The following is a 14,836-nucleotide window of genomic DNA, read 5'->3' as shown; positions in this document are numbered from 1 at the left end:
AACTAGTCCTGTTCGTCAGGCTCGTCGGCATTGCGAGCAAGCGCCACGATGGTTACACCTTCTGGGAGGTCCATCAGCTTGACCCCCATTGTGTTCCGATCCCGCGTGCGCCGTACAGGCTTCACGGGAGTCCGGATGACACCACCATTGCTGGTGATGGCAAATAGTTCATCCTCAGGGTCGATCACGAGCGCTCCGACGAGCCCGCCACGACGCTCTGTGATCTTGGCAGTCAGTACGCCCTTGCCTCCCCGGCCCTGCACCGGATACTCCTCGATCGGCGTCCGTTTCGCATACCCGCCGTTGGTGGCGACCAAAACGTCCAGACCCTCACGAACCACCTCCATCGCGAGGAGTTCGTCGGCCTCACCGAAGCGCATGCCGATCACACCGGAGGTCGCCCGTCCCATCGGCCGCAGCGCCTCGTCAGTGGCGTTGAAGCGGATCGCCTGGGCCTTCTTCGACACCAGGAGCAGGTCGTTCTCCGGCGCGGCCAGCGTCGCGCCCACCAACTCGTCATCCTCCCGCAGGTTGATGGCGATGATGCCACCGCTGCGGTTGGAGTCAAATTCCTCGAGCCGGGTCTTCTTCACGAGGCCATTCTTCGTGGCGAGCACAAGGTAGGGCTCGACCTGGTAATCCGGGATCTGGATGACCTGGGCGATGTGCTCGTCGGGAAGGAAGGCGAGCAGGTTGGCGACGTGCTGACCCTTCGCCACCCGGTTGGCCTCGGGCAGCTCGTAGGCCTTCGCGCGGTAGACCCGGCCCTTGTTCGTGAAGAACAGGATCCACGAGTGGGTCGAGATGACGAAGAAGTGGCTGACGATGTCGTCCTGGCGCAAGGATGCGCCGCTCACGCCCTTGCCGCCGCGCTTCTGCGACCGGTAGAGGTCGACCTTCGTGCGCTTGGCGTAACCAGTTCGTGTGATGGTCACCACAACGTCCTCGCGCGTGATGAGGTCCTCCATGGAGACCTCACCGTCGAACGGGATGATCTGGGTCTTCCGGTCGTCGCCGAAACGGGCCACGATCTCGGCCAGCTCCTCGGAGACGATCGCCCGCTGCCGCTCCGGCTTCGCGAGGATGTCCTTGAGGTCGGCGATCTCGATCTCGATCCGGGCGAGCTCGTCGACGATCTTCTGCCGCTCCAGCGCCGCCAGGCGCCGCAGCTGCATGTCGAGGATCGCGGTGGCCTGGATCTCGTCGACGTCGAGCAGCTGCATCAGGCCCTGGCGCGAGTCCTCGACCGTGGGCGAGCGCCGGATCAGGGCGATCACCTCGTCGAGCATGTCCAGCGCCTTGACCAGGCCGCGCAGGATGTGCGCGCGCTCCTCGGCCTTGCGCAGGCGGTAGGCGGTGCGCCGGCGGATGACCTCGATCTGGTGATCGACGTAGTGCCGGATGAACTGCGCGAGGTTGAGCGTGCGCGGCACGCCGTCGACCAGCGCCAGCATGTTGGCGCCGAACGTCTCCTGCAGCTGGGTGTGCTTGTAGAGGTTGTTCAGCACGACCTTGGCGACCGCGTCACGCTTCAGGACCAGGATCAACCGCATGCCCGTACGCCCGGACGACTCGTCCCGGATGTCGGCGATGCCGGTGAGCTTGCCCTCCTTGACCAGCTCCGCGACCCGCTCGGCGAGGTTGTCGGGGTTGACCTGGTACGGCAGCTCGGTGACGACGAGGCACGGACGGCCCCGGGCGTCCTCCTCGACCTCGACGACCGCGCGCATCCGGATCGAGCCACGACCGGTGCGGTAGGCGTCCTGGATCGCCTGCTGGCCGACGATCAGGCCGCGGGTGGGGAAGTCGGGCCCCTTGACGATCTCCAGGGTGGCTTCGAGGGTGGTGGCCTCGTCGGCCTCCGGGTTGTCGAGGTACCACTGGACGGCGCCGGCGATCTCGCGCAGGTTGTGCGGCGGGATCTTGGTGGCCATGCCGACGGCGATGCCCTCGGAACCGTTGACGAGCAGGTTGGGGAACCGCGCCGGCAGGATCGTGGGCTCCTTGGCCCGGCCGTCGTAGTTGTCCTGCATGTCGACGGTGTCCTCGTCGATGTCACGCAGCATCTCCATCGCGAGCGGGGAGAGCTTCGACTCGGTGTACCGCATGGCGGCCGGCGGGTCGTTACCCGGGGAGCCGAAGTTGCCGTTGCCGTCGATCAGCGGGTAGCGCAGCGACCACGGCTGACCCATCCGCACGAGGGCGTCGTAGATCGAGGAGTCGCCGTGCGGGTGGTAGTTGCCCATGACGTCACCGACGACGCGAGCGCACTTGACGTAGCCGCGGTCGGGCCGGAAACCGGCGTCGTACATCGCGTAGAGGATCTTGCGGTGCACCGGCTTGAGGCCGTCGCGGACGTCGGGCAGGGCGCGGCCGACGATCACGCTCATGGCGTAGTCGAGGTACGACCGCTGCATTTCGACCTCGAGGCCGACCGGCTCGACGCGCTGGCTCACTCCGCCGCCGACGGGCTCGTTCTGGGGTTCCTCGGCGGGGGTCTCGGGAGTATCCGTCACAGTTAACCCTTACTTGCTCTCAAACCCGACAAACGGCGTCAGGCTACGCATTTCGCTGTGGATAACACTGTGGAAAGCGATGAAACGCTGTGCATAACCCGAGGTGAGCGGCGTCGAGTGACGCCGCTCACCCGCGGTCAGATGTCCAGGAAGCGGACGTCCTTGGCGTTGCGCTGGATGAACGAACGCCGGGCCTCGACGTCCTCACCCATCAGGACGCTGAAGAGCTCGTCCGCGGTTGCGGCGTCGTCCAGGGTCACCTGCTTGAGCGTGCGCGCACCCGGGTCCATGGTCGTGTCCCACAGCTCACGGAAGTTCATCTCGCCGAGACCCTTGAACCGCTGGATGTCGTCGGGCTTCGCGTTCGCCTTCTTCTGCTGGCGCAGCTCGATCAGGCCGTCGCGCTCACGGTCGGAGTACGCGTACTGAGCGTCGTCACCGCGCTTGTTCCACTTGATCTTGTAGAGCGGCGGGGCGGCCAGGTAGACGTGACCCAGCTCGACCAGCGGCCGCATGAAGCGGAACAGCAGGGTGAGCAGCAGCGTCTGGATGTGCTGGCCGTCGACGTCGGCGTCCGCCATCAGCACCACCTTGTGGTAGCGCAGCTTGGCGACGTCGAACTCCTCGTGGATGCCCGTGCCCAGCGCCGTGATCAGCGACTGGACCTCGTTGTTCTTCAGCACCCGGTCGATCCGGGCCTTCTCCACGTTGAGGATCTTGCCGCGGATCGGCAGGATCGCCTGGATCTGGCTGTCGCGGCCCTGCTTGGCCGAGCCGCCGGCCGAGTCACCCTCGACGATGAACAGCTCGGAGACCCGCGGGTCGGTCGACTGGCAGTCGGCCAGCTTGCCCGGCATCGAGCCGGACTCCAGCAGCGACTTGCGCCGGGCCAGCTTGCGGGCCTGCTGCGCCGCGATCCGGGCCCGGGCCGCCTGCGACGCCTTGGTGATGATCTGCTTCGCGTCGGCCGGGTTGCGGTCGAACCAGTCCGCGATCTGCTCGTTGGCGACCTTCTGGACGAAGCTCTTCATGGCCGTGTTGCCGAGCTTGGTCTTCGTCTGACCCTCGAACTGCGGGTTGGTCAGCTTCACCGAGATGATCGCGGCCAGACCCTCACGGATGTCCTCACCCGAGAGCTTCTCGTCGCCCTTGAGGAACTTCTTCTCGGCGCCGTAACGGTTGACGATGCTCGTCAGCGCGGACCGGAAGCCCTCCTCGTGCGTGCCGCCCTCGTGGGTGTTGATCCGGTTGGCGAACGTGTAGATCGACTCGCCGTAGGACTCGTTCCACTGCATGGCGATCTCGAGGCCCATGCCCTCTTCGGCCGACTCGGCCTCGAACTCGATCACCGTCTTGTGGATCGGGGTCTTGGTCTGGTTGAGGTGACGCACGAAGTCGGCGATGCCGTTCTCGTACATGAAGGTCACCGCACGCGGCTTGCCGTCCTCGTCCGCGTGCTCCGGACGCAGGTCGCTGAGGCTGATCGTCACGGCCTTGTTCAGGAACGCGTACTCCTGGATGCGGCGGTAGATCGTCTGCCAGTCGAACTCGATGGTCTCGAAGATCGTCGGGTCGGGCCAGAACTGGACCATCGAGCCGGTCCGGTCGGTGGCCTCACCCTTCTCCAGCGGGCTCGGCTTCGACATCGAGTAGTGCTGCCGGTAGACGTTGCCCGACTTGTGGATCTCCACGAACATCCTGGTGGAGAGCGCGTTCACGACGGAGACACCGACGCCGTGCAGACCACCCGAGACGGCGTACGCCTTGCCGTCGAACTTGCCACCGGCGTGCAGGACGGTCAGCGCGACCTCGACGCCCGGCTTCTTCAGCTTGGGGTGCAGGTCGACCGGGAATCCCCGGCCGTTGTCGGTGACGGAGACGCCACCGTCGGCCAGCAGGACGACGTCGATCGTGTCGCAGTAGCCCGCGAGAGCCTCGTCGACCGCGTTGTCCACGACCTCCCAGACCAGGTGGTGCAGGCCCCGCTCGCCCGTGGTGCCGATGTACATACCCGGACGCTTGCGAACCGCCTCGAGACCCTCGAGCACGGTGATGGAACCGGCACCGTATTCCTGCGTGTTCTCTGCCACCCTCGGCCACTTTCTCGCGCCCGCCCGCGTACGGGCTGGTCACGGGGTTGGCGGGCAGTCGCCGGCGATCAGCGGGCAGGGCGGGCCACAGGCGACGAGCCGCGGAATGGAGGCGGACCACCGGTGGAGCCGAGCGCGCCGGTCGCCGCGGTCAACCCGCGGATCGTGATCGGCTGGGAAAATCGCGTAGCGTGACGGAACGCCACTGGCTGTTCGTCACGGGCAGGACTTTCCCGGTCTCTGTCGATTCTACTCCGTCCGAGCGAGTTGTAGAGGGTCCGGCACCCTCGTCCGGGTACCTCAGATTGCCGTAGCGCGACTGAAGACCTCTCCCACGAGTCCCCCTACACGGATTGGGAGCTCCCCGCAACGGCGAACCGTTCGACGCCCGGGCCGTGAGGCGCGCCTGCGAGCGGGCGGGGCCACGCGCTGCGACACTGCCTCACGACGGTGGGCGGCGGTGTCGTAACCTCGCCCGCGCGGGCCGGTACACGGCCGGACGGGCCCGCTGACGGCAGCTCGAGGAGAGGTGGGCCCCCATGGCACTGGACAAGGGGCTGGACAACGTCGCCGTGCAGTGGCCGCGGACGAACAGGTTCTACGACCCGGTCGCCCCTGCCGAGTTCGTCGACTTCGGCGCCGTCGCTGACGCGCCGGACATCGCCGCGCCCACCGGTGCGCTCGCGCTCCACATCGCCAAGACCGGCACGGTACGCGCAACCGCGTACACCGAACTGGTGGATCTGCTGCTCGGGCTAGAAGGTGTTCTCTACGCGACCGACGCGGCGGCCGAGGACGAGGACCCGGTCATCGACCCGGACGGCTGCGCGTGGATCGCCGGCGGGCTGGAACGTTTCGTCGAGGGTCACCAGGAGTACGGCGACCTGGTCACCTTCGACAGCGTGGCGAACGTGATGCGGGCCGCCGTCGCCGGCGGGCGCCTGGCCGAGCAGCAGCAGCGGTGGCTGGACCATCGGCTCGCGGCTCTGCGCGACGACGCCGGGAACGCCCCGCACTGGAGCTTCGCCCGTACCGAATTGGCGGTCTTGTCGGGCTTCTACCGGCGCTGCGCCGAGCGGGGTTTTGCGGTCTTCGCCGACTACTGAGCTCGACCTACCGAGATCGGCGCCGGCGGCGGAGCAGGATCAGCGCCGCCACGATCGTGGCACCGGAACCGAGGGCCCACCACAGCACCTGTGGCGGGCCTTCGGGCTCCCGGCCGGCAAAGGCGAGGCGCTCGTTGCCGGCGCACGACGTCGTGGCGCCGCCGTTCGCGTAGACGCGATAGCGGTAGCCCTCCTCGAACTCGTACCCGCATGCCGTGCCCTGCGAGTGCGTCCTGAGCTGGACCTCGTCGCCCGCCGTGCCCCGCTCGACCGACTCGACTCGCAGGCGGACCTCGAGGTCGTCGCTGGTGAAGGGCTTGCGGACCGACTCGGCAACGCCGACGACCACCAGGTCGCCGGCGCCCCGCGGCTCACCGCACGAACACGCCCATGCAGGCGCGGAAGGCGTGAGAACCAGCCCGAAGAGGATGAAAACCAGGACGGCAAGAAGTCGGCGCACCATCGCGGTCGGACGTCGGCCGCGCGGCAACGGTTCCTCAGCCGTACGTGTCGCGCGGGCCGCGACCCTGCACCCGGCGCGGGCCCTTGTTCCAGGAGGGCGCGGCGGGGCCGTGGATGTTGAGCTTGGTGACCACGTTGTGGCCGACCTCGGCGGCGATGCTCTTGAGCAGCTTGCCGGCGAGCATCCGCAGCTGGGTCGCCCACGCCGTCGACTCGGCCTCGACGGTCAGCACACCGGCGTCGAGCTTGATCGGGCGGCTGTGCTTGGCGATGTCCTCGCCGACGACCTTCTCCCACGCCCCGAAAACGGTGGCCTCGGCCTTCGGCTTCTGCCAGCCGCGCTGCTTCATGATCCGCTCGAGCACCGCACCGAACAGCTGCGGATCGCGGGGATCGGGGCCCGGCCCGGAGTAACCGCGCAGACGCCGGCCGGTGCCGTCACCGCCCTCGCCGCGCGGGCGTGGCCGCTGCTGCGTGGCCCGTCGCTTCGCCAGAGCCGCATCAAGCACCGCGCGGGCCAGCTCGGGACCCGCCGGATCTTGCTTTTCGCCGCCCGAGGACGCCGCTGGGGGCTTTTCCGCCGGTTTCTCAGCCACGGGTCACCGTTCCTGGTCCGACGTCGTAGCGGGCTCCTCGCAGGGCCGCGGGGACATCCTCCGGCACCGCGCAGGTGACGAGCAACTGCGTCGCGTCCGAGACCAGCGCCGCAAGCCGCTCCCGACGGCCCGAATCCAGCTCGGCGAAGACGTCGTCGAGGACCAGCACCGGCTCGATGCCGTCCGCGCGCAACAGGTCGTAGGCCGCCAGCCGCAGGGCCAGCGCGAACGACCAGCTCTCGCCGTGGCTCGCGTACCCCTTGGCGGGCAGCTCCCCCAGCGTCAGCGCAAGATCGTCCCGATGCGGGCCGACCAGGGTGACGCCGCGTTCGATCTCGTTCTGCCGGCGCTCGGCCAGCGACGCCAGCAGGGCCTCCTCCAGCTGCGGGCGATCAGGAACGAGTGACTCGCCGAGCCGGGACGCGTACACGATGGAGGCCGACGACCGACCGGCCGCCACCGCGTCGTAAGCCTTGGTCAGATGCGGCCCGAGGGCCGCGACCAGCTCCAGCCGGCCGGCGAGCAGCTCGGCGCCGTGCTGGGCCAGATGCTGATCCCAGACCGCGAGCGTCGAAAGATCCTGCCCCCGGGTACCCCCGACCTTGCGGGTCAGGTACGCCGTACGCAGCAGAGCGTTGCGTTGTTTGACGACCCGGTCGTAGTCGGCGCGCACCCCGGCGAACCGGGGCAGACGCGCCACCAGCAGGTCGTCGAGATAGCGGCGGCGCTCGGCTGGATCACCACGCACCAGCTCGAGATCCTCCGGCGCGAACAGCACCATGCGCAACGCGCCGAGAACCTCCCGCGAGCGGCGCACCGGTGATCTGTTCAGCCGGGCACGGTTGGCCCGGCCCGGCACGATCTCCAGCTCGACCAGCAGCTCACGACCATCGTGGACGATGTCGCAGCGGATCACGGCCGACGTCGCACCGGCCCTGACCAGCGGCGCGTCGGTGGCCACCCGATGACTGTCCAGAGTGGCCACGTACCCGAGGGCCTCGATGAGGTTCGTCTTGCCCATACCGTTCTGGCCGACCAGGACCGCGACGCCGGGGTCGAAGTCGACCGCCACCCGCTCGTACGAACGGAAGTCGGTCAACTCGACCCGGCGCACGTACATACGTCAGCGGCGCACGGCGTGGCCGCCGAACTGGTTGCGCAGCGCGGCGACAGCCTTCATCGCCGGCGAGTCCTCCTGGCGGGACCCGAAGCGCACGAAGAGCGAAGCGGCGAGCACATTGGCCGGCACGGCCAGCCGGACCGCCTCGTCGATGGTCCACCGGCCCTCGCCGGTGTCGTCGACGTAGCCCTTGAGGTTGGCCAGCTGCGGGTCCTCGTCGAGGGCCCGGTCCAGCAGGTCGAGCAGCCAGGACTTGACGACACTGCCCTCGCGCCAGCTCTTGATGATCGCCGGCACGTTCTCGACGATCTCGGCAGCCGTGAGGATCTCGTAACCCTCGGCGTAGGCCTGCATCATGCCGTACTCGATGCCGTTGTGGATCATCTTGGCGTAGTGGCCGGCGCCGTGCGTGCCGGCGTGCGCGAAGCCGAACTCACCGGCCGGCTTGAGCGCGTCGAAGATCGGCTGGCAGTGCGCCACCGTCGCCGCGTCGCCGCCGACCATCAGGGCATACCCGTTGGTGATGCCCCAGATGCCGCCCGAGACGCCACAGTCGATGTAGCTGATGCCCTTGGGCTTCAGCCGCTCCGCCCGCGGGGCGTCGTCGGTGAACTTCGAGTTGCCGCCGTCGATGATGATGTCGCCGTCGGACATCAGCTCCGCGAGCTCGTCGATGGTGCTCTCGGTGATCTGACCGGCGGGAACCATCGTCCAGATGACACGCGGCGCAGCGAGCTTTTCCACCAGCTCGGCGAGGCTGGCGACGTCGGTGGTCTCCTTGTGGTGGTCATAGCCGACGACCTCGTGCCCGGCAGCGCGCAACCGGTCACGCATGTTGCCGCCCATCCGGCCGAGACCGATAAGGCCGAGCTGCATGGTGTTCCCCCTAGGTGTGTGGCTCTTCAGCTCAGTATCAGCGTGTTACCCGGATAGGCATGATCAGATAGCGGTATCCGGGCACGATTTCGCCGTCTTCTGCTGCGGGGGAGATCACAGCCGGCTTGAAGGCGTCGACGAACGAGAGTACGGCGGTCTGGGCGCCGAGGTTCTGCAATCCGTCGATGAGGTACTGCGGGTTGAAGCCGATCGTCAGCGGCTCACCGGTGAAGGTGGCCTCCATGGCCTCGCTGGCGCGGGCCTCCTCGGTGCCACCGGCCTCGACCACCAGACCGTCCTCACCGAAGCTCAGCAGGACCGGCGTGGTGCGCTCGGCGACCAGGGCGACACGACGGACGACCTCGACGAGCGAGGAGACGCTCACCCGGGCCTCGGCGTTGTGCGCCGCGGGGAAGAGCGACCGCACCGGCGGGTAGTTGGCCCCGTCGAGCAGACGGCTCGTCGTGCGGCGCGTGCCACCGGCAAAACCGATCATGCCCTCACCGGCGGCGCCCTGCGCCAGAGCGAGGGTGACCTCACCACCGAGCGGCCCCATGGTCTTGGCGGTGTCGTTCAGCGTCTTCGCCGGCACCAGAGCGTTCAGGCTGATGTCCGGGTCGTCGGGGCTCCACTCGAGCTCGCGCATCGCCAGGCGGTAGCGGTCGGTGGCCAGCATCGCCATCGACGTGCCGTTCAGCTCGATCCGCACACCGGTCATCATCGGCAGCGTCTCGTCACGACCCGCGGCGATCGCGACCTGAGCCACCGCGGCGGCGAAGGTCTGCGCGCTGACCGTGCCCGCGCTCGACGGCATGTCCGGCAGCGTCGGATAGTCCTCGACTGGCATCGTCGGCAGCGTGAAGCGGGCGCTCCCGCAGACGAGCTCGAGATGTGAACCGACAGCGGCGATGTCAGCCGGCTTGTTCGGCAGTGCCTTGGTGATCTCAGCGAGCAGGCGGCCGGAGACCAGGGCGGCGCCGTCGGCGTCGGCCTGCACTTCCACACTCACCTGACTCGAGACCTCGTAGTCGAAGCCCGAAACGTGCAGCCTGCCGTCGGTCACGCGCAGCATGACGCCGGCGAGCACCGGCACCGACGGGCGGCTCGGCAAACTCTTTGCCGTCCACGCCACGGCGTCGGCGAGTGCGTCTCGCTCCACCCGGAACTTCATGCCATGCCCTCCGCGTCACTTTTTCCTCGACGAACCAGCTTTGGATGTGCTGATGGCGCGCCCACTGAACTCTATGGCGCGGGTCGCTGCTGTGTGCGCCCGACCCCGGTGCTGCGAAGTAGGCATGAGGAGCTTCGGGCCCGCAGCGGGCTCATCCACACCTTCCACAACGCAGATCATTGATTTTTGTTGTCTCCAGAGAAAGAACAGTCGTAATCATCGGTCCTGTGCATAGTGTGGGTAACTCTTGTTTGCGCAGGTCACGAGGTTATCCACCGGTGATTCACAGGTGGATAACCAGGGTACAAACTCCGGGCTGCGTCCACAGTCGCCGACCCGACGGCGGTTGTCCACCGTTGTCCACCGGCTATCCACCGGTTATCCACCGGGTTCGTGCCCAGGCCTGGGGATAACGCCGCAACGCTACCGGCTCGTCGTCCCCAGAACCTTCAACAGGAAATCCACAGTCGTCCACAGGCTGTGGGGACAGCGGTGACGTTCTGTGTTTGTCCACATCGATTTCCCCAGGCCTCATCCACATCTGTGGGGAACGGCGGTGGAGGTTGTCCACCGCTGGGGATAACTACCTGTGAACGCCTGTGGATTCTTGTGGATAACGTTGGCACGATCCCGTTCCGTCCTGACGTTGACAATCGCCCTGTGGGGATAAGTTGAGCCGCGATCGTCCTGGAGAGATCCCGGTCCGGCTTCGGCGAGGGTGATCCGGGTTGGCGGCGGGCGGTGGTCGCAGGGCGGGCCGGCCTGTGGGGACAGCTGGGGATAACTTTGTCCAATGCCTGGTCAGGGGGTTGTTGGCCGGGCCATTGTGGTGCTTGCGCTTGTGGACGAGTGGCTTTCTGGTGCGCTTTGCCGGAGTTTGGGCTCGGCGGGCTGCAGCGCGGCTTGGGTGTGCCTGGCAGGCGGTTCTCGGGGCGGGCGGGGGTTCGTTCAGGGCTTTTGTCCCTCCGCGGCCGAGGGAATGCTGCATCGAGATCGGGGCTTCCCCCGTTGGCTCGGTGCCGCGTCGTAGCCAGGTCGATGCTGAACGCTGCTGGCGGGCGGTGGCGGGATCGCGGTCCGCGGGCGTCGGACCAGCGCCCGGCCGTAGCCACTGGATCGAGCCGGTTGAGGTGCGGCGGGATTGGCCCGTAGCCAGGTCGGAGTCTGTCGAGACTTGGCCGATCCTGGCTCGCGGCTCGACCAGCCGGTCACATGGGCGCGTTCTTTCCGGCGGATGCCGCGGGCCAAGGCGGGGCGCGCGGGCTGTCGTGCAGATCGAGGACTGGATGACGGTGGTCATGGCCCGGCTGGCCTCGAGGATGTTCCGCCTGGTTGTCGTGGACGGACGCGAGCTCCTATGCGATCGCGGATGACCAAGTCGGCACGCACCTGAGCCTGCTGGAGTAGGTGGGGTCGATGGACAGGACTACAGCAACGCCGCGATCCGCGATATCCATGCAACGTCAGACCCAGCGCCAGGCCGATTCCCAACAAGCATCGGGCTCGGCCTCGGTCGACTTCACTCGGGCCTTTGGCCTGCGCTTCAGTCCAACCTAGGCTCGGCTTCGTCCCGACTCCCGCTTGACTTGGTTCGGTTCCCGTCGACGTCGGTTCGGCTTGGTTCGACCTCCACCTGGCTTGGCCCGGCTTCCATCAACCGCGGCCGTGCTCGGCTGACTCCCCGCCTGGCGCAGTCCGGCTCTTGCCAAGCCCAGCACAGCTAGGCCGTCTCTCACCTCGCTGGCCAATCTCCCGCCAACCCCGGATCACATTCGGCCCGGCATTCACCTGGCTTGGCCGGGCTTTGTGAACCTGGCTCGACTTGTCCGGGCTTCGGTCTCGCTTGGCCGGCTCCCACCAAGCCCGGGTTGACTCGGGTCCGACTTTGGCCGGATCCCAACCTGGCCGGTTACCGCCCGACCTCGGCGCAGCTCCTACGCCATCCCAGACTCGAGGATTGGCGTCGCCGCCTCCAGCGGGTGGCCTCGGACCTGTCCTGCAAGCGCGGCTCGGTGAAGTCGGCTCGATCAGGACAGCCATCGTTCCAACTCCCACCGAGTCTTGGCCGACTTCCGCCGACTCCCCGGGGGACTTCCGTCCGGCATCGGCCCGACTTCCGCCCGGCTCGCGCTTGACTACGCTCGCTCGCGCTTGACGACGCCTGGCTCGCGCTTGACTACGTTCGCTCGCACTTGACGACGCCTGGCTCGGGCCTGACTTACGCCCGATTTCCGCCTGACCGCCGGGCTTTCGCTTGAACTCCCGCCGGGTTTTGACCCGCTTGCGTTCAACTGGCTGGTCAGCGCCTGGGGAAGGGCAGTGAGCAGCGCGGACGACGGCCAGCGCGAGGGCCACACCGGGGTGGCAGCGCCGGACAGCGCGCCGGACATGGGTCAGCAAGCCCTCGCGCGGCGGGAGCTCCTCGTCGACCGTCCGGGTTCGATGTCGCTGGCTGCTGTAGTGGGGACTCGTGCGGGTGGTCGGCACACACATCGCGGGGCTTCCGTCGCGTGGGCGGGCCGGATCGGTTCGTCAGGAACGGTTGTGGTGAGGATTTTCGGGAGGCTGGAAAGTCCGCATGGTGGACACGACAGCCTCGTGGATCTTGGCGAGAAGCGCTGCTGATGGTTGTGTCATCTGCTCGGCCGGGCGCAGACACCTGCCCGAAGATCTGCCTGCGCGCACCTCATCACCGACAACAAATCATCGGCTGGGCTGATGTTCCACTCGTTGGAGTGCGCCCGGGCCGGCGGATTGACCTCATCGGCATGGCTGGTTGGTCTGGTGAGGATGAGTGCGCCGACGACACCCGGCGGGACAGGACCTGAGCGAGCCGGCTGAGCTGCGCCGTGCATGTGCAGCCCCGGCCACTCAAGGATGTTCTGCGCCCCTCGCGGGAGTGGGCAGGTCAGCCCGGCGGCTGATGCCGGAAGCGGGACCGGCCGCGGCCTCAAAAGCTGAGGTGCCACGGCCGGTGCTGCTTTTGTGGACGCCTGTGGGCGTACCGGGGAAAGGAACTCAGGTGTTTTGTTTGATGCGGTTGGTGAGTTCGGCGATCTGGTTGTAGAGGGAGCGGCGCTCGGCCATGTGCTGGCGGATTTTGCGGTCGGCGTGCATGACCGTGGTGTGGTCGCGGCCGCCGAAGGCTTGGCCGATGCGGGGAAGGGACAGTTCGGTGAGTTCGCGGCAGAGGTACATGGCGACCTGGCGGGCGTTGACCAGGACGCGGGAGCGGGAATGGCCGCGGAGGTCTTCGAGGCTGACGCCGAAATAGTCGGCTGTCGACACCATGATCTGGTCGGCGGTGATTTCCGGGCCGGCGCCGTCGGGCATGAAGTCGCGGAGGACTTCTTCGGCGAGGGACAGCTGGACCGATGACCGGGTCAGGCTGGCGAATGCGGTGACGCGGATGAGGGCGCCTTCGAGTTCGCGGATGGAGTTCGAGACGCGGGACGCGATGAATTCCAGGACGTCGTCGGGGGCGTACATGCGTTCCTGAGCTGCTTTTTTCTGCAGGATCGCGATGCGGGTCTCGAGGTCGGGCGGCTGGATGTCGGCGAGGAGGCCCCATTCGAACCGGGTGCGCATCCGGTCTTCGAGGGTGGCCAGCTGGCGCGGGGAACGGTCCGAGCTGATGACGATCTGCTTGTTGGCGTTGTGCAGGGTGTTGAAGGTGTGGAAGAACTCTTCCTGCGTGCGCTCGCGGTTTTCCAGGAACTGGATGTCGTCGATCAGGAGGATGTCGACGTCGCGGTAGCGGCGCTGGAAGGCCTGCGTTTTGTCGTCGCGCAGGGAGTTGATGAAGTCGTTGGTGAATTCCTCGGTGGATACGTAACGGACCGATCGGGCGTGGCCGAGGGTCGTCGCGTAATGACCGATCGCGTGGAGCAGGTGGGTTTTGCCCAGGCCGGAGCTGCCGTAGATGAACAGCGGGTTGTAGGCCTTTGCGGGTGATTCGGCGACGGCGACGGAAGCGGCGTGGGCGAATCGGTTCGAGGAGCCGATGACGAAGGTCTCGAACATGTATTTCGGGTTGAGCCGGTTGCCGTCGTTGCCGCCGGGGCGGCGGTCGCCGGACTGGCCGCGCATGTCCATCGGGGCGCGGCCGGGACCGTTGTCGCCGCCGTGGCGCATCTGCAGGGTGTCGTCGCGGCGATCCTGGCCGTGCATCGGCGGGCGGTCGTCGGGGCGGCGCTGGTTGTCACGGAGCTGCGACTGGTCGCCGGCCATGCGGTGGCCGCCCGGGTCGTTCGACGGGTCCGCGAAGTGGGACATCTGCCGGGGCGCCTCCCGGCGCTGAGGTTCGGCGTCCGTCCGCGTAGCGACCTCTTTTTGCTCCGGTGCGGAGGATTTCGAGTCCGGCTGCTGCTGCGGCATGGGCGCCGCGAAGAGGGCGTCCTGGCCGTCGCGGGCGACCGGGACCGGGCGGGCGAACGGCGCCTGGGCGGAACCGGTCGGGCCCTCGTTCTCGTACTGATCGTCGAACGTCTGCGGGTGCCCGAACGAAGGGCCCTGCTGGTAGTGGTCCTGGTACGCCGGCTGCTGGTGCTGCTGCTGATCCGCATAGTGCGCGGGCGGCTGCGTCGGCGGCTCGGGCGGCGGCGTTCCGTAGACGGTGCCCGGGCGGCCCGAGCCGTCCTCCGGCGGGCGCACCGTGACGGCGACCTGGATCGGACGGCCCAGCCGACGCGACAGAGCTTCGGTGATCGCCAGCCGTAACCGGGACTCGATCACGTCGCGGGTGTACGTGTCCGGCACGGACAGGAGCGCTGTGTCCTCCACTATGGCGCGCAGCCGGGTGAGACGCAGGTACGCACGCTGCTGAGCGGACGCGATCTCGTCCGCCAGCTCGTCCGTCGCCGCGGTCCACACCCCGCCAAGGTCGACCGTATCGGCCAC

General features: G+C 67.6%; 9 protein-coding genes. 1 reads left to right on the top strand and 8 read right to left on the bottom strand.

Annotation, left to right across the window (positions count from 1 at the left end; genetic code table 11):
* Positions 1-2 precede the first annotated feature (2 nt).
* Together gyrA and gyrB are read right to left on the bottom strand one after the other, a co-directional pair.
* The gene (gene gyrA / locus AFR_RS00045; protein WP_041840464.1) at positions 3-2,516 is read right to left on the bottom strand and encodes a DNA gyrase subunit A; all 2,514 of its coding nucleotides are present in this window, start codon (positions 2,514-2,516) and stop codon (positions 3-5) included.
* Positions 2,517-2,653: 137 nt separating this feature from the next.
* The gene (gene gyrB / locus AFR_RS00040) at positions 2,654-4,606 is read right to left on the bottom strand and encodes a DNA topoisomerase (ATP-hydrolyzing) subunit B (protein WP_023357241.1); all 1,953 of its coding nucleotides are present in this window, start codon (positions 4,604-4,606) and stop codon (positions 2,654-2,656) included.
* Positions 4,607-5,145: 539 nt separating this feature from the next.
* On the opposite strand from gyrB, the gene AFR_RS00035 reads away from it, so the two are divergent.
* Positions 5,146-5,712, top strand: a complete 567-nt coding sequence (locus AFR_RS00035) for a hypothetical protein (RefSeq protein WP_023357240.1) — start codon at positions 5,146-5,148, stop codon at positions 5,710-5,712.
* A gap of 7 nt (positions 5,713-5,719) precedes the next feature.
* Here the strand turns inward: AFR_RS00035 and AFR_RS00030 are convergent, their stop codons facing one another.
* The 6 genes from AFR_RS00030 to dnaA all read right to left on the bottom strand — a co-directional run bounded on the left by AFR_RS00030 (position 5,720) and on the right by dnaA (position 14,836).
* Positions 5,720-6,175: a hypothetical protein gene (locus AFR_RS00030; protein ID WP_041840463.1), complete on the bottom strand. Its 456-nt coding sequence runs from the start codon at positions 6,173-6,175 to the stop codon at positions 5,720-5,722.
* A gap of 34 nt (positions 6,176-6,209) precedes the next feature.
* The gene (locus tag AFR_RS00025; RefSeq protein WP_023357238.1) at positions 6,210-6,770 is read right to left on the bottom strand and encodes a DciA family protein; all 561 of its coding nucleotides are present in this window, start codon (positions 6,768-6,770) and stop codon (positions 6,210-6,212) included.
* The gene (gene recF, locus AFR_RS00020) at positions 6,763-7,890 is read right to left on the bottom strand and encodes a DNA replication/repair protein RecF (RefSeq protein ID WP_023357237.1); all 1,128 of its coding nucleotides are present in this window, start codon (positions 7,888-7,890) and stop codon (positions 6,763-6,765) included. The genes AFR_RS00025 and recF overlap by 8 nt, the downstream gene beginning before the upstream one ends.
* Positions 7,891-7,893: 3 nt before the next feature.
* On the bottom strand, positions 7,894-8,766 hold the full coding sequence (gene gnd / locus AFR_RS00015; protein ID WP_023357236.1) for a phosphogluconate dehydrogenase (NAD(+)-dependent, decarboxylating): 873 nt from the start codon (positions 8,764-8,766) through the stop codon (positions 7,894-7,896).
* Positions 8,767-8,803: 37 nt separating this feature from the next.
* Positions 8,804-9,937, bottom strand: a complete 1,134-nt coding sequence (gene dnaN, locus AFR_RS00010) for a DNA polymerase III subunit beta (protein WP_023357235.1) — start codon at positions 9,935-9,937, stop codon at positions 8,804-8,806.
* 3,018 nt (positions 9,938-12,955) lie between these two features.
* Complete coding sequence (dnaA, locus tag AFR_RS00005) at positions 12,956-14,836, bottom strand: chromosomal replication initiator protein DnaA (RefSeq protein ID WP_023357234.1); 1,881 nt, start codon at positions 14,834-14,836, stop codon at positions 12,956-12,958.

The sequence above is a fragment of the Amorphoplanes friuliensis DSM 7358 genome (assembly GCF_000494755.1).
Classification (GTDB): domain Bacteria; phylum Actinomycetota; class Actinomycetes; order Mycobacteriales; family Micromonosporaceae; genus Actinoplanes; species Actinoplanes friuliensis.
This window is presented reverse-complemented; position numbering and strand designations above follow the sequence as displayed.